Origin of the sequence: Stenotrophomonas sp. BIO128-Bstrain (assembly GCF_030128875.1) — a bacterium.
GTDB lineage: Bacteria > Pseudomonadota > Gammaproteobacteria > Xanthomonadales > Xanthomonadaceae > Stenotrophomonas > Stenotrophomonas bentonitica_A.
This window is the reverse complement of record NZ_CP124620.1, coordinates 17,089-39,708: the sequence shown is the minus strand read 5'-3', so window position 1 is coordinate 39,708 and position 22,620 is coordinate 17,089. Positions and strand designations below refer to the sequence as shown.

The window sequence follows — 22,620 nt, the reverse complement described above, 5'->3', positions numbered from 1 at the left end:
CGTTGCCGCCGCCGGGTTTGTCAACAACTGGTTCACGCCGGGACCGCGCATTTTCTTTTGCTGCACCTGCGCAATCTGGCGGCAGCGCTGGCCGTGACCGGAGCCAAGGCCCTATTCACGGCAGTTTGCGAAAACATGACGGCAGCGTGATGAAAACGTTTTCCCGCGCAAACCCGCGTTGCGGCGCAGCATCGAAAGTGTGAGGTTATCGTTGACATCGTTGTCAGAACGATTACAGACTCCGCCTCAATCGCCGGGTCAGCCCTGGCCACGCCCAACCGATGGAGTCCGTGTGACCATAGCCGCCCACGCTGTTCCGGCCCATGCCCCGCCCGCCGCGATGCCACCGTTCCTGGCCGCCGACGTGGGTGGCACGCATGTGCGGGTTGGCCGGGTCCAGGCCAGTGCCGATCCGGCCCATCCGGTCCAGCTGCTGGACTACCGCAAATTCCGCAATGCCGATTACGCCGGCCTCAGCGCGATCCTGTCCGACTTCCTGGCCGATGGCCCGCGTCCGTCCCATTGCGTGGTCGCCACCGCCGGCTATGCCCGCGAAGACGGCACGGTGATCACCGCCAACCTGCCCTGGCCACTGTCGGCACGTCAGATCGAACGTGATGTCGGCCTGGACCAGGTCTATATCGTCAACGACTTCGAGGCCGTGGCCTACGCCGCCGCGCAGGTCGATGCCAGCGGCGTGCTGCAGCTGACCGGCCCGGCCACCGCACCGCGCGGCCCGACCCTGGTGGTCGGCCCCGGTACCGGCCTCGGCGCGGCCGTGTGGATCCCGACCGCCCACGGCGCCGTGGTCCTGGCGACCGAAGCCGGCCAGCCGACCCTGGCCACCACCACCGAACTGGAGATGGCGATCGTGCGGCAGATGCTGCGCGATCGCTCGCACGTTTCGGTCGAGCAGGCGCTGTCCGGTCCCGGCCTGATGAACCTGTACCGCGCGCTGTGCGCATTGAACGGCCAGACCCCCGCGCTGACCACCCCGGATGCGATCACCGCTGCTGCGATGGCCGACCAGGATCCGCTCGCACGGCAGAGCCTGGATGTGTTCTGCGGCCTGCTCGGCAGCACGATCGGCGACATGGCGCTGCAGTACGGCGTCACCGGCGGTGTCTACCTGGCCGGCGGCATCCTGCCGCAGATCCGCGACTTCCTGTTGAACAGCACCTTCGTCGAGCGGTACCTCAACAAGGGGCCGATGCGCGAGGCGCTGGAACGTATTCCCGTGAAGGTGGTCGAGCACGGGCAGCTGGGCGTCATCGGCGCCGCCAGCTGGTACCTCGGCCGCTCGGAAACCTGACCTGCCACGGCGCCGGAATCGGCGCTGCGGACACCGCACCACGCAGTACGTAGCACCCAAGGCGCACCCGGACAACAGGCGCGCGGCACAGTCGTACCAGACGCAAGCAAACCGACGCCGTCGCCGGCGACCATCGAGTGATGAGGAGAGACATCATGAACACCCGCAAGACCCTGCTTTCCGCAGCCATCGTCAGCTGCCTGGCCTTCAGCGCCCACGCGCAGCAAGCCGCCCCCACCGCCACCGATCTGGACACCGTGCAGGTCACCGGCATCCGTGGCTCGATGGAAAAGTCGCTGGATACCAAGCGCGATGCCAATGCGCGCCTGGAAGTGGTCACCGCCGAAGACGTGGGCAAGCTGCCCGCACACAACGTCGCCGACACCCTGCAGCGCCTGCCCGGTGTGAACATCAGCTCGTCCAGCGCCGACGAAGGCGGCTTCGATGAAGCCGACCGTGTCAGCCTGCGTGGCACCAGCCCGAGCCTGACCCAGACCCTCATCAACGGTCACAGCGTTGGCTCGGCGGACTGGTTCGTGCTCAGCCAAGGCAACAACGTCGGCCGCAGCGTGAGCTATTCGCTGCTGCCGTCCGAGCTGGTCAGCTCGGTGGAAGTGAACAAGTCCTCGCAGGCCAAGCTGCAGGACGGCGGCACCACCGGCACCGTCAACATCATCACCCGTACCCCGCTGCAGTTCGCCAAGCAGTTCACGGCCGAGGCATCGGTGGGCGCCGTGCGTTCGGACCAGGCCGACTCGACCGATCCGCAGTACTCGGCGCTGTTCAACTACAAGAATGACGCCAACACGTTCGGTGTGCTGGTGCAGGGCTTCTACCAGGAGCGCGAACTGCGCCGTGAAGCGCAGGAAATCCCCGGCGGCTTCTTCGCACTCAAGGCCACCGATCCGGTCGTGGCCGGCATCCCCGACCCGGCCAATCCGGGCCAGTTCCTGCAGGCGCCGCGCCCGGACCTGGAAGGCCTGTCCATTCCCGGCCTGCTGGGTTCGACCCTGTTCGAGCAGACCCGCAAGCGCAAGGGTGGCATGGTCACCCTGCAGTGGAAGCCGATCGACACGCTGACCCTGGGCCTGAGCGGCTTCACCTCCGAACTGGAAGCGAACAACTACAACCGCAACTTCATGATGTTCGGCAGCGGCTTCGGCCGGAGCCAGGCCCCCGATCCGGGTTACACCGTGGTCGATGGCGTGATCACCAACGCGACGTACACCGGCGTTCCCGGTACGAACTACGGCGTGTACGACATGATCTACCGCGAGGCCACCGCCAAGAGCAGCTACGTCACCTTCGACGCGGACTGGCAGATCAACGACAACCTGAACGCAAAGTTCCAGGCCGGCACCACCAAGGGCACCGGCGAAACCCCGCGCCAGTTCATCGCCGAAGTCACCGTCGGCCAGGGTGGCGGCGCGTCCTACGCCAGCCACGGCGCCGGCTCCCCGGTCGACTGGAACATCGGCGGCGACCTGAGCGAAGCAGGCGTTACCAGCTTCGGCACCTGGGGCAACCAGCTGGTCAAGGCCGAAGACAAGGAAGACTGGGCGTCGGTGGATTTCAATCAGTACTTCAGCGACGGTGGCGCGCTGAGCTCGATCGACTTCGGCCTGCGTTTCGCCGACCACGAACGTGAGGCCCTGTCGCCGGAAGGCGCCTCCCCGGGCGACATCTGGTCGGCGCTGCGCGGCAGCGCCACCGGGCAGTACCCGGGCAACTTCGCCAGCGGCGTGGGCGGCACCTTCCCGCGCAACATCTGGTACTACACCCCGGATGCGCTGAAGAACGCCATCATCAACAACTCGACCTGGCTGGCCGGCAATGACGGTCCCGACGGCCGCCACAACTACGGCGCCGAGTGGAAGGTGAAGGAAAAGAACTTCGCCGGTTACGTGCAGGCCAACTTCGCCGGTGACTGGTGGAGCGGCAACCTCGGCCTGCGCTACGTCAACATCAAGCAGGACATCGATACCTACCTGGCCGTCAGCGACCCGGCCCGCGCCGACGTGCGCAGCCTGTTCGGCATGTGGCAGCGCCAGGCCTTCGAGAACAAGCACGACCGCGTGCTGCCGAGCGCCAACATCAAGTTCGACCTGGACGACGACCTCGTGCTGCGCGTGGCCGCATCGCAGACCCAGACGCTGCCGGACTACTCGGCACTGGGTGCGTCCTCGTGGGGTTCGGATCTGAACAAGACCGGCGGTGGCGGCAACCCCGACCTGAAGCCGACCCTGTCCAGCAACCTGGACGCCAACCTGGAGTGGTACTTCATGCCGCGCGGCCTGGTGTCGGTGGGCGCGTACCATATGCGCCTGAAGGACTACATCGCCTTCGACGTGGTCCAGCGCCAGCTGTTCAGCGAACTGACCAACCAGCTTGAAACCTACGACATCTCCACCCCGATCAATGCCGACGGGCAGGTCACCGGCGTGGAAGTAGCTTACGAGCAGCCGATCGGCGAGTACTTCGGCGTCAATGCCAACTACACCTACGCCAACGGCAAGACCGACCACACCTGGGCCGATGGCACCAACAACCTGCTGGGCACGTCGAAGAACACCTACAACGTGGGTGCCTACTTCGAGAACGAGCGCTTCGGCGCCCGCGTCAGCTACACCCGCCGCTCTTCGTTCCTGATCAGCCTGTCCGGTACCAACCCGTACTACCAGGATGACTTCGGCACGCTGTCGGCGTCGCTCAGCTACAAGGCGACGGACTGGCTGAGCATCAGCCTGGATGGCCTGAACCTCAACAACCCGACCTACAAGTACTACCAGAGCGCGTTGATTCCGACCTCGTTCTACTCCAACGGCCGCCAGTACTATCTGAACTTCCGCTTCAAGTACTGATCGCCGCGGTAACACGCTGCACACCTGAACGGGCCCGGATTTCCGGGCCCGTTTCGCAGGTGGAACCCGATTCGCTACAAAGGAATGACCCGATGCACACCCGCACCCGTCGTACCTCGCTGTCGCTGCTGTCCTTCGCACTGGCACTTTCCCTCGCCCCGCTGGCCCAGGCCACCGACGCACAGGCACCGAACGGCCCGCAGGCCCTGCCCGGCTCGCTGATGCTGATTCCCGCACCGGCCAGGGTCGACCGCCTCGACGGCGCCGGCTACACGGTGAGCGCGGCCACCCCGGTGCATGCGCAGGGCCAGGCCGCCGGCCGCGTTGCCGCCCAGTTCGCCACCCTGCTGCGCAACAGCGGTGGCCCGGCGGTGACGGTCAGCGAAGGACGCGGCAAGGACGGCATCCGCTTCGTACTCGACGCCACGCTCAAGACCGGCGCCGAAGGCTATCAGCTGCGTTCGGACGCGCGCGGCGCAACGGTGCAGGCCGCAACCGAAGCCGGGCTGTTCTACGGTGCGGCCACGCTCTCGCAGCTGCTCACCGGTGGCAGCCAGGGGCAACTCCCGGCGCTGCGCATCGACGATGCCCCCCGTTTCAGCTGGCGCGGCCTGATGCTCGATTCGGCCCGCCACTTCCAGAGCCTGGATGAGATCAAGCAGGTCCTCGATGCGATGGCCGAGCAGAAGCTCAACACCTTCCATTGGCATCTCACCGATGACCAGGGCTGGCGCATGGAGATCAAGCGCTACCCGAAACTGACCGGCGTCGGCAGCTGCCGCATTCCGGCCGGCGATGGCGGCCGCGATCCGGTCACCGGCGCCGAGCGCCCGTACTGCGGCTTCTATACGCAGGAACAGATCCGCGAGGTGATCGCGTATGCGGCTGAGCGCCACATCCAGGTCATTCCGGAGATCGACGTCCCGGGCCACGCGACCGCGGCGATCGCGGCCTATCCCGAGCTTGGCACCCTCGACACGCCGCTCAAGCCGTTGAGCGAATGGGGCGTGTTCCCGAACCTGTTCAACACCGAAGACAGCACCTTCGCGTTTCTCGAGAACGTGCTGGAAGAGGTCATCGCGCTGTTCCCGGCCAAGTACGTACACGTGGGCGGCGACGAAGCGGTCAAGGACCAGTGGGAAGCCTCCGCGCGGGTGCAGGCGCGCATGCGCGAGCTGGGCGCCGGTGATGAGATGGAAATGCAGAGCCACATCATCAAACGCCTGGAGACCTTCCTGGAAAAGCACGACAGGCGGCTGATCGGCTGGGACGAGATCCTCGAGGGCGGCCTGCCGCCGGAGGCCACGGTGATGTCCTGGCGCGGCACCGAAGGCGGCCTCAAGGCGGCCAGCGAGGGCCATGACGTGGTGATGTCGCCGGTGACGGACATGTACATGGATTACCTGCAGACCAATTCGCCGAACGAGCCGCCGGGCCGCCCGGCGACGATTCCGCTGGCGCGCGTGTACGGCTTCGAGCCGGTGCCCGATGCACTGGCCAAGGACAAGCAGCACCACATCCTCGGCCTGCAGGCCAACATGTTCACCGAGCACACCCGCAGCTACGCCCGCCTGCAGCACAACCTGTTCCCGCGCCTGGCCGCCGTGGCCGAGACCGGCTGGTCGCCGCGCGAACGACGCGACTACGCCGATTTCCTGGCGCGCCTGCCGGCGCAGCTGCAGCGATACCAGGCCATGGGCATTGCGTACGCACAGACCCCGTTCCAGGTGGAGCTGGACAGCCGCGATGACCGTAGCGCCGGCACCGCGACGCTGGCCCTGCGCAGCCCCCTCGGCTACGACATCCACTACAGCGTGGACGGCAGCGCGGTCACCGCCCGCTCACCGCGCTACACCGCCCCGCTGCAGCAGCCGCTGCCGGTGGCGCTGCAGGCGGCCACGTTCTTCAATGGCCAGGCACTGGCCAAGGCGGCCAGCCGTTTCGACATCACCGCTACCTCGCTGCTGTCGCGCACCGACGAGCAGCTCGCGCAGTGCCCGGGCGAAGGCCAGCTGCTGCTGCGCCTGGAAGACGACGGCCCGGCCGAGGGCGAGCGGGCGATCTTCAACGTGGACATCTTCAACCCGTGCTGGCTGTGGAAGGATGCGGACGTGGACGGCATCGCCAAGCTGCGCGTGCGTGCCGGACGGATTCCGTACTACTTCCAGCTGGCCCACGATGAGCCGAACCGCCGCTTCGCGCCCAAGCGCAGCGCACACGGGGAGATGGACATCCTCGGCGGGCAGTGCGATGGCAAGCCGCTGGCCAGCGTGACGCTGCCGGCCGCCCCGGGCGCCGATGGCTTCATCACCCTGGAGGCTGCATTGCCGCGTTCGCTGAAGGGCACGCAGAACCTGTGCGTGCGCTTCACCGGCGATACCCGGCCGACGATGTGGGTGCTGGATGAGATGACCTTGCTGCCGCGGTGACGCCGCAGCCGCAGGCGGTCGTGCCGGCCGCTGGCCGGCACTTCATGAATCCGGCATTCGCCAGGTTGCCGGCCAGCGGCCGGCACTACCGTCATGCGTCGTACGGGCAGCAGTACCCGTCCTGCGTCGTACGGGCGGCAGTACCGGTGCCGCATTACCCGCGCAGGCGTACCAGCAGGTCGCGCAACGGGGTGAACACGATCGCCATGCCGGCCAGCACGCCAACGCTGTTGGCGAGCGCATCCATCGGGTCGGCCATGCGGTTGACGGTCAAGGCGCCCTGCGCGAATTCGATGCCAATACCCAGCGCGACCAGGCCGACCGCGGCCCAGATCAGGGCCGCGCGTCGCTGGTAGATCTGCACTGCCGACGAGGCCAGCAGGAAGTACGCGAGGAAGTGTTCGATCTTGTCGCTGTTCTCCGGCAACGTGAGCGGCGGCGGCGGGATCAGGCAGACCACGATCGTGCCCAACACCGCCCCCCACCACAGCGCCAGCCAGAACCGCGGCCAGCGCAGCGGCTTCAACAGGTTCGTGGCGGCCACGTTACAGGCGCCAGGTCAGATCGCCGAGCGCGAACGCCGGTTCGAAATCGACATCGCGCTGGAAGCCCATGACCTGGAAGCGCTCGCCCATCCCGGTCGGCAACGTCAGCTTTTTCACCTGGTCGCGCAGCCGCACACGGCCGATCTCGTCGGTGCGCGCATCGGCTTTTTCCAACAGCGCATCCAGCCCGTTGCCGAGCAGGAAACTGGCCTGGGTGCAGTAACCGGCCAGCTCGAAACCGGCGCCCGTGCCGGCTTCGGCCAGCGCGGTGAAGTCCACCGAGGCGGTGAGGTCCTGAAGGCCCGGCCAGCGATACAGGTCGTTGTGCACGTGGTGGCGGTAGAACGCGCGCACGGTGCCGTCGTCGCGGTCGTCCTGGTAATACTCGTTGCGCGGGTAGCCGTAATCGACGAACAGCATCGCGCCGCGCTTCAAGCCGCCGGCAATGGCCTGGATCCAGTACGGCAGTTGCGGCAGCAGTTCGGAACGGTAGCCGTCGGCGAAGGGCTTTTCGCGGTAATGCTCGACGTGGCGGACCGCGGCACTGAGCATCGCATCGGCCGGCTGCGCGCCACGCACGAAGGCGCCGTCGGCATCCAGTTCGACGGTCTCTTCATAGACCATGCCGTCGCGCGCCAGGAAGCGCGGCGTCGGCAGCGCGTCGATCACTTCGTTGGCGAAGACCATGCCGTCCCAGTCGTCATCGAACGGGCCGTTCAGCCATTCCACCAAGGCGAACACCGGTGGAATCAGCGCCTTTTCCAGGCGCTCGCGCTGGCGCTGCCGCAGGTCCGCGCTGGGTTCCAGGATCGCGTAGCGCTCGGGCAGCGCGTCCAGTTCCAGCATGCGCTTGAGCATCACTTCGGCAAACGCGCCGCTGCCGCCACCGACCTCCATGAAGCGCGCCTGCGGCCCGAGCTGCTGCATCACCGGGGCGATCGCGTTGGCCAGCGTGGCGGCGAACAGCGCGCCGATTTCCGGCGAGGTGGTGAAATCGCCGGCGGCCCCGAACTTGCTGGCACCGGCGCTGTAGTAGCCCCAACCGGGCGCGTACAGGCTCAGCTCCATGAAGCGGGAGAACGGCATCGCGCCGCCGTTGGCAAGGATTTCAGCGCGCAGCGCCGCAGCCAGCTCGTCGCTGTGGGCCAGGGCGTCGGATTCGGGGAGGGGCAGTGGGGAATGCATGGCGCGGGCGATTGCGGTGACAATGCACAGCATAGCCTGAGCAGGGAGTACCCCCGATGACCGATACCGCGCCCGTGGCGCTGATCACCGGCAGCGCGCGCCGGATCGGCGCGGCCATCGCCCGCCAGTTCCACGCCTGTGGCTGGTCGGTGGTGCTGCACGCCCACACCTCCACCACCGAGCTGCAGCAGATGGCCTTCGACATGGACATGCTGCGCCCGGGCAGCGTGCTGGCGCTGCAGGCCGACCTGCGCGATGCCGAGGCCCTGCCCGATCTGATCGACCAGACCGTGGCCCAGTTCGGCCGGCTGGACACGCTGGTCAACAATGCCTCCAACTTCTACCCCACCCTGCTTGGCCAGATCACCGCCGCCCAGTGGGATGACCTGTTCGCGGTCAATGCGCGTGCCCCGCTGCTGCTGGCCCAGGCCGCCGCGCCGCACCTGCGCCGCCAGCAGGGCAGCATCGTCAACCTGACCGATCTGCATGGTACCCAGCCGATGCGCGACCACCCGGTGTACGCGGCCGCCAAGGCGGCGCTGGAAATGGTGACCCGCTCGCTGGCGCTGGAGCTGGCGCCCAAGGTACGGGTCAACGCGGTCGCGCCCGGGGCGATCCTGTGGCCGGAACAGGGCAAGGATGATTTCGCCCAGCAGGCGCTGCTGGCGCGTACCCCGCTGGCCCGCACCGGCACCGTGGAGGAGATCGCCGAGGCGGTGTACTGGCTGGCCACGGATGCGGCGTTCGTGACCGGGCACACCCTGCGCGTGGATGGCGGGCGGACGTTGTCCTGAACACCCGTTGGACCGCCCCGGTAGTGCCGGCCGCTGGCCGGCTCCTCGTGAACCCGACGTGGCCGCATTGCCGGCCAGCGGCCGGCACTACCCGGTGCATGATTACGCGGGCAGCAGGTCCATCGTGTCGAACGGCTCGCCGAACTGCCGGTGGGCACGCCACAGCGCCTCCAGGGTCAACCCGCTGACCGGATCGCGGAACGCCGGCGCGATATCGGCCAGCGGCTTGAGCACGAAAGCATGCTTGAGTTCGGGGCGCGGAATGCGCAGATGGCCGGGGCCCTCCACGATCAGGTCGCCGTAGAACACCACATCGATGTCCAGGGTGCGGTCGCTGAAGCGCGGGCCGCTGCGGTCGCGCCCGTGGGCGTCTTCCAGCGCATGCAGCCAATCATCCAGCGTCTGCAATGGCAGGTCGGTCTCGATCGCCACCGCATTGTTGAGGAAATCCGGGCCATCGAAGCCCACCGCGGCGGTGCGGTAGGCCGGCGAGACCGCGATCGTGCCGAAGCGCGCGCGCAGGGCCTCCACCGCGGCGTGAAGGTGCTGTTGCGGCTGCAGGTTACTGCCCAGGCTCAGGAGCGCAGTGGTCATGGTATTCAGCGTACGTGGGGCGATTCCACACCGGGCCAACAGGGCCAGCGCATAGAATCGGGGTGCACATCATAGGACACCGACATGACCTATTGCGTCGGCATCGAGGTGGACGAAGGCTTGGTCTTCGCCGCCGATACCCGTACCAACGCGTCGCTGGACGACGTGCGCGTGCACCGCAAGCTGCACGAATTCGAGTTCCCCGGGGAGGCGGCCTTCGTGATCATGGCCGCCGGCAACCTGGCGACCACCCAGCTGCTGATCTCGCGGCTGCGCCGTGACGTGGAAGAGCAGCGGCCGGAAAACCTGCGCGCCTACCGCCATCTGTTCGAAGTGGCCGAGTACGTAGGCAGGGTCCTGCTCGACAGCCAGGTCAAATCCAGCACGCATGAGGCGGGCCAGGACGGCATCGTGACCCAGGCGACGCTGATCCTTGGTGGCCAGATCGGCGGCGAGCACCCCGGGCTGTACATGATCTATCCACTCGGCAATGCCATCGCGGCCTCGCCGGAAACCCCGTTCCTGCAGATCGGCGAATCCAAGTACGGCAAGCCGATCCTGGACAGGATCCTGCGCCCTCAGACCCGCCTGGAAGATGCCGCGCGCACCGCCATCGTCTCGCTGGACTCCACGATCCGGTCCAATCTCTCGGTGGGCCTGCCGGTGGATCTGGTGCTGATCCGCAAGGATGACCTGCGCATCACCCAGCGCATGCGCCTCGCCGGCGACAGCCCGCTGTATGCCGAGATCCACGGCAACTGGTCGTACAAACTCGAACAGGCCGTGGCCAGCCTCCCACGCTTTCCGTGGGAAGGCTGATCAGGCGGTTTCCAGCGCCTCGGCCACTGAACGGAATACCTGCTGCATTTCCAGCGGCTTGCGCAGTACGTGCACGTTGATGCCGGGCGGGAACACCGCCAGCGGCACGGTCACATCGGCTTCCTCCAGCACCAGCGCCGGGCCGCGATAGCCCAGCGTGGCCATCTCGCCCAGCAGGTGGCTGGCCGAGAGCAGCTTGGAGCCGGCATCGGCGATCACCAGCGCGGGCATGCTTTCCTGCTGCATCCAGCGCAGCGCGGCCGCGCCATCGGAGGCCAGCTGCAGGTGGTAACCCTGGCTGGAGAGCGCGTTGCCCAGCAGCGACAGGCGCGTCGCCTCACCATCCACGACCAGGATCGACTGGCCGGCACCGGCGGCGATCGGCCCATCCAGGGCGTCGGCGGTGTCGGTGATCTCGCGCATCGGCAGCAGCAGATCGAAGCGCGTGCCCACACCGGGCTGGCTGTCGACGTGGATGCTGCCGTGCGCGCCCTCGATGATGCGCTTGCACGAGATCAGGCCCAGGCCGGTGCCGGTCGCCTTGGTGGTGAAGAAGGGATTGAACAGGTGCGAGAGCGTGTCCGCGTCCATGCCGATGCCCTCGTCGGTCACCGAGATGCGCAGCCAGTCGTCGCCATGGGTATCGGCCGCAGGGGCGGCACGCAGGGTCAGACGGCCGCCATTGGGCATGGCCTGGATGGCATTCAGGGACAGGTTGAGCAGTACCTGCTGCAACTCGGTGTAGTTGGCATCCACCGCCAGGCCGTCGGCCACCTCCAGGTGCAGGGTGACCTTGGCCGGCAGGTTGCTGCGCAGGAGCAGCTCCACGCCTTCGAACAGGTGGACCAGGCAGATATGTTCGCTGGGCTTGCGCGACCCGCGCACGAAGGACAGCATCGACTCGGCCATCTCATGACCACGCCGGCCGCACTCGGCGATGATGTCGGCCAGGTGGTGCAGCTGCGGGTCTTCGGTCCGCGCCTTCATCAGGTCGGGCATGATCAGCAGCGGCTGCAGGATGTTGCGCAGGTCGTGGCTGAGCCCGGCCGCCAGCAGCGACAGGCTTTCCAGCCGCTGGGCACGCATCAGCTCGGCTTCCACGCGCTGGCGGTCGATCGCGCTGCGCGCTTCGCGCACCGCACGGGCCACCGCCGAGGGCAGGCGCGCCGGCTGGTGCTTGATGATGTAGTCGTTGGCGCCCTGGTGCAGGGCCGCCACGGCGTTTTCCTCACCCATCGTGCCGGACACGAAGATGAAGGGCACCTCGGGCAAGGCAGCGCGCACGATCTGCAGCGCCTCGTTGCCGGAGAAGCCGGGCATGCTCAGGTCGGAGAGCACGATGTCCGGCGCGGCGCGCTCGAGCGCCTCACGCAGTTCCTGCGCGCTCTCCACCCGCTCGAAGCTGGCTTCCAGGCCAGCGTCGAGCATCTGTTCGCACATCAGTTCGGCGTCTTCCGGCGAATCCTCGATCAGCAGGATCCGCAGGGCACCCAACGCAGGGCCGGTCAGCGGCATGGGCTTACTCGATCTCCGGTGCCTGGTTGATCAGGCCCCAGAACTTGCCCAGGGTCTGCACGGCGCCGAAGAACTGGTCCACGTCCACCGGCTTGACCACGTACGCGTTCACGCCCATGTCCCAGCTGCGCGCCAGATCGCTTTCTTCGCGCGAGGAGGACAGGATCACCACCGGCAGCCGCTTGAGCTCCTCGGTGTTGCGGATTTCCTTGAGCACTTCCAGGCCGTCCATGCGCGGCATCTTGATGTCCAGCAGCAGCACCGCCGGCAGGCCTTCGTCGCGGTTGGCGAAGGCGCCACGGCGCAGCAGGTAGTCCATCGCTTCCACGCCGTCTTCGACGTGCACGATCGGGTTGGCCAGGCGGGCCTCCTTCAAGGCGTCGATGGCCATCTCGGCGTCGGCGGGGCTGTCCTCGGCAAGGAGGATGGTACGGAGAGCGGTCATGCGGCGGAGCCCTTGTTGATTGCGTCGAGCGCGGGTGGAAGAACGAAGTGGAACGTGGCGCCTTGATCGACCGCCGATTCGGCCCAGATGCGGCCGCCGTGGCGGGTCAGCACCCGGCGGACACTGGCCAGGCCGATGCCCGTACCCGGGTAGTCGCTGGCCTTGTGCAGCCGCTGGAACACCCCGAACAGCTTGCCGGCATAGGCCATGTCGAACCCGGCGCCGTTGTCGCGCACCGTGAACAGATGGCTGCCGTCAGGCTGCAGCTTGTAGTCGACCTCGATCCGGGCCGGCTCGCGGTTGGAAGAATACTTGATCGCGTTGCCGAGCAGATTCAGCCAGACCTGGCGCATCATGTTTTCATCGGAAACGATGATCGGCAGCGGCGCGATCTTCCAGTCGACATGGTGCGGCACGCCGGTGCTCTCGGCCTCGCTCTGCTGGTTGGCATCGAGCATGGCGCGGGTATCGGCGACCAGCGACTGCATGTCCACCGCCTGCAGCCGCATCGCCGCCCGGCCCAGGCGCGAATAGACCAGCAGATCGTCGATCAGCGCGGCCATTCGCCGGGCGGAATTGGAAATCACGCCCAGGTAATGCAGGGACTTCTCGTCGGCCTCTTCGCCCAGGTGGCGGGTGAGCTTGTCGGAGAAACCGGCCACGTGGCGCAACGGCGCGCGCAGATCGTGCGAGACCGAGTAGCTGAACGCCTCCAGTTCGCGATTCACCTCCGAGACCTGCTCGACCTTGCCTTCCAGCTGGCGGTTCAGTTCCTCCACCCGCAGCTGTACGGCGCGCTGCACGGTGACATCGCTGACCGTCATCAGCACCACTTCATCATCCTTGTCCGGCAGCGGCATGCGCCGCGCGTTGATCAGCATGATCCGCACCACGTCATCGGCGGTGCGCTGTTCGTGTTCGTAATCCCACAGCTCGCGGCCGCGCAGCAGCACGTCGGTCAGCCGCTGGCGGACCACTGCATCGGCCCAGGCCCCGTCGCCGATGCTGTCCAGCGGCAGCCCTTCGGCCGAGGTTTCCTCGTCCAGCCCGTACAGTTCGGCGAACGCGGGATTGTGCATCTGCACGCGCAAGCTGCGGTCCAGCAGCACGATCGGCTCGCGCACCGTGTGCAGCACCGACGCGGCACGTCCGGCCGCGCGCAGCGAGGCGCGTTCGGCGCTGAGACGATGGCGGATCTGGCGTTGCAGCAGCCACAGCACCAGGCCGAGCAGCAGCAGCTGCACCACCAGCGCCGACCATGAAATGAACTCGCCCTGGCGCTGCTGGGCCGCGAACAGCGCCGAGCGCTTGGCGAGCAGCTGCTCTTCGGTGGCCTGCAGTTCTTCGACCAGGTTGCGGATGGGGTAGCGGGTGGTCAGGTCGGCCACCAACTGCCGCTGGTCGGCATCGGGCGCCGAGCGGGCCAACTGCTTGGCCAGCTCCATGCGGCGTTCGAGCATGGACTGGATGCGACCGATGCGGATCAGCTGATCGGGATTGTCACGGGTCAGCTCGGCCAGCCGGGCCAGCCGCCCGGGGATATCGTCGGCCTGGGCCAGGCGTTCGCGCAGGCCAGGCGCATCGATGCCCTTGGACATGGTCAACGCGGCCGATTCGACATCGCGCACGTCGGCCTGCAGTTGGTATACGGCCACGCCGACATCCTGGGTGTGGGTGACCCAGTTCATCGCATCGATGTTGTCATCGGCCAGCTTGCGCAGGGTGAGCCACGGCACCACGATGATGGCTACCGCCGCCAGGGCCAGTGCCGGCAATCGCCAGCGGTCCCAGATTTGATCACTGAACACCAGCGCCATAGTCCCTCTTCAGCTCGGTGCCACACCCGGTCCTGCCCATGCGCGTACAGCCGGCATGCGCACCGCACGGCGATGGCGAAGCGCTGAATATACTCCACCCCTTTGTGAATACGCGGTCCCTCACCTGACTGAACAGTGCGCGGGCCCGGCAAGCGCGCACAAAAAAGCGCGCCCGAAGGCGCGCTCTGTTCAACGGCGCAGCAGGACTCAGCGCTTGGCGGCGGTCGCGGCGACCTTCAGGCCAGCGGCGTCGACACGCTTGACGCCCTTGATCTGCTGGGTCACACGGACGGCCTTGTCATGCTCGGCCTGGCTGGCTACGGTGCCGGTGAGGGTGACCACGCCATTGACGGTCTCCACCTTCACTTCGGTACCCGGGACGTTTTTGCTGGTCAGCAGGTCGGTCTTGACCTTGGTGGTGATCCAGCTGTCGGTGACCGGCTCAGCCGAATCGTGGGTATCGGCGTGGGTCATCGCGGCATGATCGGTGGTCTTCGGCGGATCCTTGGCCATGGCGGACGAGGTGCCCAGCACCATGCCCAGGGCCAGCGAAGCAGCAAGCAGATTACGGGTCGTGTTGGTCATGTTCGAATTCCTTTGCGGATGTGCAGCCAGTGTCCGTGCCGGGCCGTGGACGGGACGTGGGCGCCGCATAACGCTGCCGTGAACCACTCAGCTTGCGGCCAAACCGTTCAGATTTCCGCCGCGCGCGCCCAGCCGTTACGCTGTCCTGCCCCGTTATGTTGGAGCGCACCATGGCCGCCGTACTGCAGGTGGGATTGATCGGTTATGGCTTGGCCGGCAGCGTCTTCCATGCGCCGTTGATCCTGCACACGCCCGGCCTGGCGTTGCACAGCATCGTCAGCTCGCAGCGCGACCGGTTGCTGCGCAGCTTCACCGATGTGCGCATCTGCGCGGACCCGCAGCAGCTGTTCGACGACCCGGCGGTGGATGCGGTGGTGATCGCCACGCCGAACGATGCGCATGCCCCTCTGGCGCGCGCTGCACTCGCGGCGGGTAAGCATGTACTGGTCGACAAGCCGTTCGCGCTGTCCGTTGCGGAGGCCGAATCGGTGGTGCAGGCCGCGCAGGCGGCCGAACGCGTGGTCACCGTCTTCCAGAACCGCCGCCATGACGCCGACTTCCTCACCCTCAAGCAGGTGATCGACGAGGGCCGGATCGGTCGCGTCGCCGAATGCCATTCCCACTTCGACCGCTTCCGCCCGCAGGTGCGCGAGCGCTGGCGCGAAAGCGATGCGCCCGGCAGCGGCCTGTGGATGGATCTGGGCCCCCATCTGCTGGATCAGATGCTGCAGTTGTTTGGCTGGCCCGGCGCGATCAGCGTGGACCTGATGGCGCAGCGTGAGCACGCGCTGGGCAACGACTATTTCCACGCGGTGCTGCACTACCCGCGGCACCGCGCGATCCTGCACGCCGGCTCGCTGGTGGCCGCCTCCGGCCCGCGCTTCATCGTGCATGGCGATGCCGGCAGCTATCTCAAAGACGGGCTGGACGTGCAGGAAGACCAGCTGCGCCGCGGTATCGCACCGGGTGCGCCGGGCTGGGGCCTGGACCCGCAGCACGGGCACCTGGTGCGGATCGACGCCGAGGGTCACACCCAGCGCAGCACCGTGGACAACGTGCCCGGTGATTACCGTGCGTTCTATGCGCAGTTCCGCGATGCGATGCTGGGCGTGGCTGAGGCACCGGTCAGCACCGCGCAGGCGCTGCAGCTGATGCGCCTGCTGGAGGCCGGTGCGGAAAGTGCGCGCAGCGGGCGGCGGATCACGCTCTGAGGCAACGCCCTGGCTCACTCACTCTGGCCGGGGGATCCACGCGCTGGCGGCCACGGGCCGGACGATCACCTTCGCCGGCCCGCATGGGTCCGGCTTACGTGGTCTTGATCGCGTGACCACCGAACTCATTGCGCATCGCCGCCAGCAGGCGGTCGCTGAAGGAGTTCTTCTCGCGCGAGCGCAGGCGTTCGAGCAGGGACAGCGTGATCACCGGCGCCGGCACGTCCAGATCGATCGCCTCGGCCACGGTCCAGCGGCCCTCGCCGGAGTCTTCGACATACGGCGCGATGCCCTCCAGCTGCGGGTTGCGGCCCAGTGCATCGGCACTGAGGTCGAGCAGCCACGAGCGCACCACGCTGCCGTGCTGCCAGGCCTTGGCCACCTGCGCCAGATCGAGATTGAAGTCGGCCTTGTGCTGCATCAGCGCGAAGCCTTCGGCGTAGGCCTGCATCATCCCGTACTCGATGCCGTTGTGGACCATCTTGCAGAAGTGCCCTGCCCCGCTCGGGCCGACGTGCGCCCAGCCACGGTCCTCGCCCGGTGCCAGCGTGCGGAAGATCGCCCCGATCCGCTCGACTGCGGCCTTGTCGCCGCCGATCATCAGGCTGTAGCCCTCCTGCAGGCCCCACACCCCGCCACTGGTGCCGCAGTCGATGTAGGTCACGTCCTCGCCCTGCAGCTGCTCGCTGCGGCGCATGGAATCCTTGTAATACGAGTTGCCGCCGTCGATCACCACATCGCCTTCGGACAGATGCGGCGAGAGCGACGCCAGGGTCTGGTCAACCACGCCGGCCGGCACCATCAGCCACACCACGCGCGGCACCGGCAGCGCCGCAAGCGTCTCGGCGATCGAGGCACTGACCTCGAAACCGCGCTCGGCGGCCGCGGTACGCGCGGCCTCACCGGGATCGACACCGATCACGTGGTGCCCGCCGCGATGCAGGCGCTCGGCCATGTTGGCGCCCATGCGGCCCAGCCCAATCATTGCAATATCCATGACTCACCTTTGCTCAGCTTGCGAATGCGGTTGTGTAACAGGAGGTACCGGCGCTGCCGCGCATTGCCACAGCTGCGCCTGGATCCAGCGCCGGTACAACGTGGTGTGCAGATTGTGCAGCCCCAGCTCGATCGCGAACGGCGTGCGCGGATTGCGATCGAGCAGGCGCGCGATGTGATATCCGATAGGACGTATACCGCGAGGATGCACGTAAATCAGGAACCCCTGGTAGAACGGATCGTCCAGCAACGCATCCAGTTCCTTCAGCAGCGGTTGCTGTTCGGCCGGCACCTCGCGCCGCCAGATCGGATCGCGCTCGATCAGCAGCCGCTCGAAGCGGCGCGGACCCGGGCCCGGCATGCGCTGGGCCAGTGACCAGATGCGCCGGTTGACCTGGTCGTAATGGGCAAAGCCGTCGTGCTCGCGCAGCGCGCGCGCCGCGGCATCGCTGACATCGACCACCACGAAGTTCTCGGCCTGGTTGTTGATGTCATCCAGGTACTTGCGCTCGAACACGTGCTCGATGAAACCGGGCGTACCCACGAACGCCTGCCGACCGCGTTGCGCGGTCTTGCTCGCTTTGCCGTCGGCCAGGAACTCCCCGGCATGCCGGCCCAGCAGGATGCTGTCGGTCTCGTGCAGGGTCAGGAACGTGCCGATGGAGAGTTCATCGGCGGAGAATTCGCGGTCGAAGGCGGCATCGCCATACAGTTCGCGCTGGGTCGCCAGCTGCGCCACCTGGCGGCCGACCCCGCACTCGGCGCGCACGCGGCCATCGTAGAACGTCTGCAGCGCCGCGCTGTTGGCTTCGGCCGGCTGATAGCCGCGGCCGAAGCTGCGGAAGCGCTCCCAACCCTTGGCCTGCGCGCCGCCGGCGCCGAAGCCGATCCAGCCCAGCTGCAAGGCCGAGAAGCGGAAGCCGTCGTTGTCCTGCAGGGCGGTGGTGGCCCGGCGCGTGGCCGCGCCCAGCTTGAATGCATAGGCACAGACCGTGCCCGGGTCATCGAACAGGGTCGGCAGCCAGGCCTGGCGCTGCTGCGCCGACCACTGCCGCGGCAGCTGTACGCGCAGGTCGCCTGCGGCCTGCGCCTGGCGCAGGTCGGCGCGCTCGCACACCGGTCCGGCATGGACCACCGGCGCAGCGACGTCCGCCTTACTGAACTGCCAGCCCAGCGCTTCCAGCACGCCCTGCGCGCACGACGCCGCGCTCCACGCACTGGCCGCCGGGATCAGACCCAGCAGCACCGCGAGCGCACAGCGGCGCCAGCGCCGCGATCCTGCTGCCATGGCGCGCCGCACCCCCGCCCGCTCAGCGCAGGGAGGCCGGGGTATCGCTCACCACCATGGCTGGCGTCGGCTCCACCGCCGCAGCGGGGGCGGTCGCCGGCGCGGCAGCCGGGCTGGGCTCGGGCACGGCCGCTGCCGGCAGGTACTGCTGCAGGCGCTCGAAGAAGCGGCGATAGAAGGTGGCGTCCTGCACGGTGCTGCTGGCCACTTTCACCAGCGAGTCGTCATTGCTGCCGAACGGCAGCGAGACCGAGCCCAGCGCGCCGACGCCGACGCTGGCCGAGGTCGGGCTTTTCTTCAACGCGTAGCGGTCCTGCACCGCGCTGACGAACACCAGCGCCTGGTCACCGCGCGGCGCGCACGAAATACGCAGCACCAGCTGCTCGTGCTCTTCATCCCTGGGCTGGAAGTTCTTGTTGCCTTCCACGGCATCATCACCGGCGCGGGCGATCGCATAGCCCTGGCTGAGCAGGGTGCGGCGGGCGGCCTCGCAGGCCTGGGCAGGCGGGCCGGGCACCGTGCGCGAATAGGTATCGCCGGAGTCGAACGACTCACGGATCAGGGTGCTGTCGGCGGCGCGGCCGCCACAGGCGGTCAAGGCGGCGAACACCGCCAGCAGCGGGATCGAACGTACACGACGAAAGCGCATGGCCGCTCCTGCGGAAATCCAGCCTCCAAGGATAGACCCGTGCGCGTTGGCAGGAGGTGGATACGCACAGGCCGCCCCGAAGGGCGGCCTGTGGAGTTGTCACCTGTTCAGCTGGTGGCGGCCGGCGGTCAGTCCGCCCAGCGGCCCGCGGCAGTCGACTGCGGCAGGACCTGGGCCGACAGCGGCCGGTCGGCCTCGAGCAGGTTCACCGCATCGGCCAGGATCGCCGCCGACTCGCGCAGCAGCGGATCCGGGCGCTTTTCGGCGGCCTTCTCGCGGGCGGCATCCTTGACGATGTCGCGTTCGTTGCCGGTCAGGCCGTCGTCATTGCTGTCGTCGGCCAGCGGGTCCAGATCCAGGCCCAGCTGCTTGCGGATCGCCTGGCGATCGGTGCGCTGCTTGTCCTGCTTCTCGCGCTCGGCGCGGCGCTCGGCCTCGTTGAGCGAGATGTACTTCTTGGCCTTCTCCGCACGGAACTGCTCGACATCCTCGTTCCACCACTGGAACTCCTTGTCGGCGGCGATACGCGTGTCATGGCGGCTTTCCAGCTTGGGCAGCAGCGGGCCGAAGTTGCCGTACTGGGTGTGCGGCACCGCGGCGATACGGGTCCACGGCAGCGCGTTGTCGTAGGTGCTTTCGCCGTACTCGCTGGCGTCCACGCTGGCCGGGAAGGCCAGATCGGGCACCACGCCCTTGTGCTGGGTGCTGCTGCCGCTGACGCGGAAGAACTGGGCGATGGTCAGCTTGACCTGGCCGAAGCGCTGGGTCTCGCCGCTCGGCCACCGGTCCAGATCGACGATGTTCTGCACGGTGCCCTTGCCGAAGGTGGTCTCACCGATCACCAGGCCACGGCCGTAATCCTGGATGGCGCCGGCGAAGATCTCCGAGGCCGAGGCCGAACCACGGTTGATCAGCACGGCCAGCGGGCCATCCCACGCGACCACTTCGCTGCGGTCGCTGTTGACGGTGACGCGACCACCGGATTCACGCACCTGGACCACCGGGCCCTGCTCAATGAACAGACCGGTCAGTTCGATCGCTTCATCCAGCGAACCACCGCCGTTGTTGCGCAGGTCCAGCACCACGCCGTCGAGCTTGTCGGCCTTGAAGCCGGCCAGCAGCTTGGCCACGTCGCGCGTCGCCGAGGCGTAATCGGCAGCGTTGCGGCGGCGCCCTTCGAAGTCCTGGTAGAAGGTGGGTAGCTTGATCACGCCCACCTTGCGCTCGGGCTCTCCATCCTTGGCCGGAATGGTCAGGGTCTCGCCCTTGGCGGCCTGTTCGGCCAGGCGCACCTTCTGGCGGGTCAGCACCAGGGTGTGGTGCTTGCCGTCCACGCCTTCTTCGGCCGGGATGAACTCCAGGCGGACCTGGGTATCGCTCTTGCCGCGGATCTTGGCCACCACGTCATCGATGCGCCAGCCGATCACGTCTTCCAGCGGACCGGACTTGCCCTGGCCGACGCCGACGATGCGGTCGCCCGGCTTGAGCGTGCCATTGACCGCGGCCGGACCGCCGGCGATGACCTCGCGGATCACCACCATGTCGTCCTGGCGCTGCAGCTGCGCGCCGATGCCTTCCAGCGACAGCGACATCGCCTGGTTGAAGTTCTCGGCGGTGCGCGGGGTGAAGTAATCGGTGTGCGGGTCCACGGCGCTGGTGTAGGCGTTGAGGAAAAACTGGAACACGTCCTCGCCCTTCAACTCATTGACCGACTTCTCCAGCGTCGCGTAACGCTTGTCCAGCGTCTTGCGGATCTCGGCCGGCTGCTTGCCGGCCAGCTTCAGGCGCAGCCAGTCATTCTTGACCGACTTGCGCCACAGATCGTCCAGTTCGGCGCTGCTCGCGGCCCATGGCACGTCCTTGCGGTCGTACTCGAACTTCTCATCGGTGCTGAAATCGAAATCCTGCTTGAGCAGCTTGCGTGCATAGCCGACACGCTCACCCACGCGCTGCTTGTACACCGCGAACACCTGGAACGCCGGCTCCAGCTCGCCGCCGCGGATGGCGGTGGCGATGTTGGCCTCGAACGGGGCGAAGCGGGTGATGTCGGCTTGGGTGAAGAACTGCTTGCTGCTATCGAGCGATTCCAGATAGCGCTTGAAGACGTCCTTGGAGGTCGCGGCATCCAGTGCGCGCGGCCGGTAGGCGTAGCGGCTGTCCGACAGCAGCCCGTAGACCAGCTTGGAGGTGGTCACCTGGTCGGGTGTTGCCGCCGAAGGCAGCGCGGGCGAATCGGCGTAGGCGGCCAGTGCCATCGGCGCGGTGAGCGCCAGGGCCATCAGGAATGCGGGGGCTTTGAATTTCATGGACTAGCTCGTGGCACCTTGCCAAGGGAGAGACTGCGTGCATTACAGACACCACGACAGTGCCGAAAGTTGCCGCGTTTGTCACCGGGGCCTTCAGCCTACCGAGGCCGTTGGAGAAATTTGTGAATACCGGCGGGATCGGCAGGCAGGCACAGGCCTGCGGCCATCCGCGGTTCAGGGCCGCGGCCGGGGAAAGACGGAGTGGATTGGCAGAACGGGCCCCGAAGGGCCCGCTGGATCAACCGGCGACGCCGGCGTCGGCCGCCTGGCGGTCGGCATGGTAGGACGAGCGCACCATCGGACCGGAGGCGACGTGGCTGAAGCCCAGCGCATTGCCGTACTCCTCCAGCGCCTTGTACTCCTCGGGGGTCCAGTAACGCAGCACCGGGTGGTGATGCGCGGTCGGCTGCAGGTACTGGCCGATCGTGATCATGTCCACATCGTGCTCGCGCAGGTCGCGCAGCGTGGCCTGGACCTGCTCCAGGGTCTCGCCGAGGCCGAGCATGATGCCGGACTTGGTGGCGATCTCCGGGTGCTGGGCCTTGAACTTCTTGAGCAGGGTGAGCGACCACTGGTAGTCCGCGCCCGGGCGCACATTGCGGTACAGGTCCGGCACGGTTTCGATGTTGTGGTTGAACACGTCCGGCGGGTTGGTCGCCAGGATCTCCAGCGCGCGCTCCATGCGGCCCTTGCCACGGAAGTCCGGGGTCAGCACTTCGATCTTGGTGTTGGGCGACTTGGCACGGATGGCACCGATGCAGTCGGCGAAGTGCTGGGCACCGCCGTCGCGCAGGTCATCGCGGTCCACGCTGGTCACCACGACATACTTCAGGCCCATGTCGGCCACCGTCTGGGACAGGCTGGCCGGCTCGTTGGCATCCGGCGGCTTGGGCCGGCCGTGGGCGACGTCGCAGAACGAGCAGCGGCGGGTGCAGACCTCGCCGAGGATCATGAAGGTCGCGGTGCCGTGGCTGAAGCACTCGTGGATGTTGGGGCAGCTGGCTTCCTCGCAGACCGTGACCAGGCGGTTTTCGCGCAGCTTGGCCTTGAGGTTCTGCACGGCGTTGCCGGAGGGAATCCGCACGCGGATCCACGACGGCTTGCGCAGCACCGGCACGTCCGCGAACTGCACCGGGGAGCGGCCGATCTTGTCACCGCCGATCTGTTTGACGCCCGTCTGCAACGGGGCGGCGGACGGCGTGTCGCCCTGCACGACCTGCAGGGGAATGATGCGAGCGGTGGTTTCAGTCATGGCCTTGGTCGGCGGCG

At 67.3% G+C, this 22,620-nt stretch carries 18 protein-coding genes; 6 read left to right on the top strand and 12 right to left on the bottom strand.

All coding sequences use genetic code 11. The features are described 5' to 3' along the window. Positions 1 to 340: 340 nt before the first annotated feature. The 3 genes from POS15_RS00170 to POS15_RS00160 all read left to right on the top strand — a co-directional run bounded on the left by POS15_RS00170 (position 341) and on the right by POS15_RS00160 (position 6,602). A complete protein-coding gene (locus POS15_RS00170) occupies positions 341 to 1,312 on the top strand; it encodes a glucokinase family protein (protein WP_019186015.1) in 972 nt (323 codons plus the stop codon). A 155-nt stretch (positions 1,313 to 1,467) separates the two neighbouring features. Then, positions 1,468 to 4,173, top strand: coding sequence for a TonB-dependent receptor (locus POS15_RS00165; protein WP_019186016.1), 2,706 nt, complete (start codon positions 1,468 to 1,470; stop codon positions 4,171 to 4,173). A 92-nt stretch (positions 4,174 to 4,265) separates the two neighbouring features. Continuing rightward, positions 4,266 to 6,602, top strand: coding sequence for a family 20 glycosylhydrolase (locus tag POS15_RS00160; RefSeq protein ID WP_284128770.1), 2,337 nt, complete (start codon positions 4,266 to 4,268; stop codon positions 6,600 to 6,602). Between the two features lie 154 nt (positions 6,603 to 6,756). On the opposite strand, the gene POS15_RS00155 is transcribed toward POS15_RS00160, so the two are convergent. After that, positions 6,757 to 7,146: a VanZ family protein gene (locus POS15_RS00155; RefSeq protein ID WP_284128769.1), complete on the bottom strand. Its 390-nt coding sequence runs from the start codon at positions 7,144 to 7,146 to the stop codon at positions 6,757 to 6,759. 1 nt (position 7,147) lies between these two features. Further along, a complete protein-coding gene (locus POS15_RS00150) occupies positions 7,148 to 8,332 on the bottom strand; it encodes a class I SAM-dependent methyltransferase (RefSeq protein WP_046274279.1) in 1,185 nt (394 codons plus the stop codon). 56 nt (positions 8,333 to 8,388) lie between these two features. Here POS15_RS00150 and POS15_RS00145 point away from each other — a divergent pair, with 56 nt between their 5' ends. Next, positions 8,389 to 9,126, top strand: coding sequence for a pteridine reductase (locus POS15_RS00145; protein ID WP_019186020.1), 738 nt, complete (start codon positions 8,389 to 8,391; stop codon positions 9,124 to 9,126). 102 nt (positions 9,127 to 9,228) lie between these two features. On the opposite strand, the gene folK is transcribed toward POS15_RS00145, so the two are convergent. Further along, positions 9,229 to 9,720: a 2-amino-4-hydroxy-6-hydroxymethyldihydropteridine diphosphokinase gene (folK, locus tag POS15_RS00140; RefSeq protein WP_046274262.1), complete on the bottom strand. Its 492-nt coding sequence runs from the start codon at positions 9,718 to 9,720 to the stop codon at positions 9,229 to 9,231. A gap of 84 nt (positions 9,721 to 9,804) precedes the next feature. On the opposite strand from folK, the gene POS15_RS00135 reads away from it, so the two are divergent. Further along, a complete protein-coding gene (locus POS15_RS00135) occupies positions 9,805 to 10,539 on the top strand; it encodes a 20S proteasome subunits A/B (protein WP_046274261.1) in 735 nt (244 codons plus the stop codon). On the opposite strand, the gene POS15_RS00130 is transcribed toward POS15_RS00135, so the two are convergent. The 4 genes from POS15_RS00130 to POS15_RS00115 form a co-directional block, all read right to left on the bottom strand. Then, positions 10,540 to 12,054 (bottom strand): ATP-binding protein, encoded by a 1,515-nt coding sequence (locus POS15_RS00130; protein WP_284128768.1) that lies wholly within the window; start codon positions 12,052 to 12,054, stop codon positions 10,540 to 10,542. Positions 12,055 to 12,058: 4 nt separating this feature from the next. Continuing rightward, on the bottom strand, positions 12,059 to 12,499 hold the full coding sequence (locus POS15_RS00125; protein WP_019186024.1) for a response regulator: 441 nt from the start codon (positions 12,497 to 12,499) through the stop codon (positions 12,059 to 12,061). Further along, positions 12,496 to 14,316, bottom strand: coding sequence for an ATP-binding protein (locus POS15_RS00120; RefSeq protein WP_046274260.1), 1,821 nt, complete (start codon positions 14,314 to 14,316; stop codon positions 12,496 to 12,498). Before POS15_RS00120 ends, POS15_RS00125 begins: the two co-directional genes overlap by 4 nt. 207 nt (positions 14,317 to 14,523) lie before the next feature. Next, positions 14,524 to 14,901: a BON domain-containing protein gene (locus tag POS15_RS00115; protein ID WP_019186026.1), complete on the bottom strand. Its 378-nt coding sequence runs from the start codon at positions 14,899 to 14,901 to the stop codon at positions 14,524 to 14,526. 170 nt (positions 14,902 to 15,071) lie between these two features. Here POS15_RS00115 and POS15_RS00110 point away from each other — a divergent pair, with 170 nt between their 5' ends. Next, positions 15,072 to 16,112, top strand: coding sequence for an oxidoreductase (locus POS15_RS00110; protein WP_284128767.1), 1,041 nt, complete (start codon positions 15,072 to 15,074; stop codon positions 16,110 to 16,112). Positions 16,113 to 16,206: 94 nt separating this feature from the next. On the opposite strand, the gene gnd is transcribed toward POS15_RS00110, so the two are convergent. The 5 genes from gnd to lipA form a co-directional block, all read right to left on the bottom strand. Then, positions 16,207 to 17,109 (bottom strand): phosphogluconate dehydrogenase (NAD(+)-dependent, decarboxylating), encoded by a 903-nt coding sequence (gnd, locus tag POS15_RS00105; protein WP_284128766.1) that lies wholly within the window; start codon positions 17,107 to 17,109, stop codon positions 16,207 to 16,209. A 3-nt stretch (positions 17,110 to 17,112) separates the two neighbouring features. After that, on the bottom strand, positions 17,113 to 18,396 hold the full coding sequence (locus POS15_RS00100; RefSeq protein ID WP_284128765.1) for a hypothetical protein: 1,284 nt from the start codon (positions 18,394 to 18,396) through the stop codon (positions 17,113 to 17,115). A 22-nt stretch (positions 18,397 to 18,418) separates the two neighbouring features. Then, the gene (locus POS15_RS00095; protein WP_284128764.1) at positions 18,419 to 19,045 is read right to left on the bottom strand and encodes a DUF2242 domain-containing protein; all 627 of its coding nucleotides are present in this window, start codon (positions 19,043 to 19,045) and stop codon (positions 18,419 to 18,421) included. Positions 19,046 to 19,173: 128 nt separating this feature from the next. After that, positions 19,174 to 21,351, bottom strand: a complete 2,178-nt coding sequence (locus tag POS15_RS00090) for a carboxy terminal-processing peptidase (RefSeq protein WP_019186031.1) — start codon at positions 21,349 to 21,351, stop codon at positions 19,174 to 19,176. Positions 21,352 to 21,589: 238 nt separating this feature from the next. Next, on the bottom strand, positions 21,590 to 22,603 hold the full coding sequence (gene lipA / locus POS15_RS00085) for a lipoyl synthase (RefSeq protein ID WP_019186032.1): 1,014 nt from the start codon (positions 22,601 to 22,603) through the stop codon (positions 21,590 to 21,592). Positions 22,604 to 22,620 lie beyond the last annotated feature (17 nt).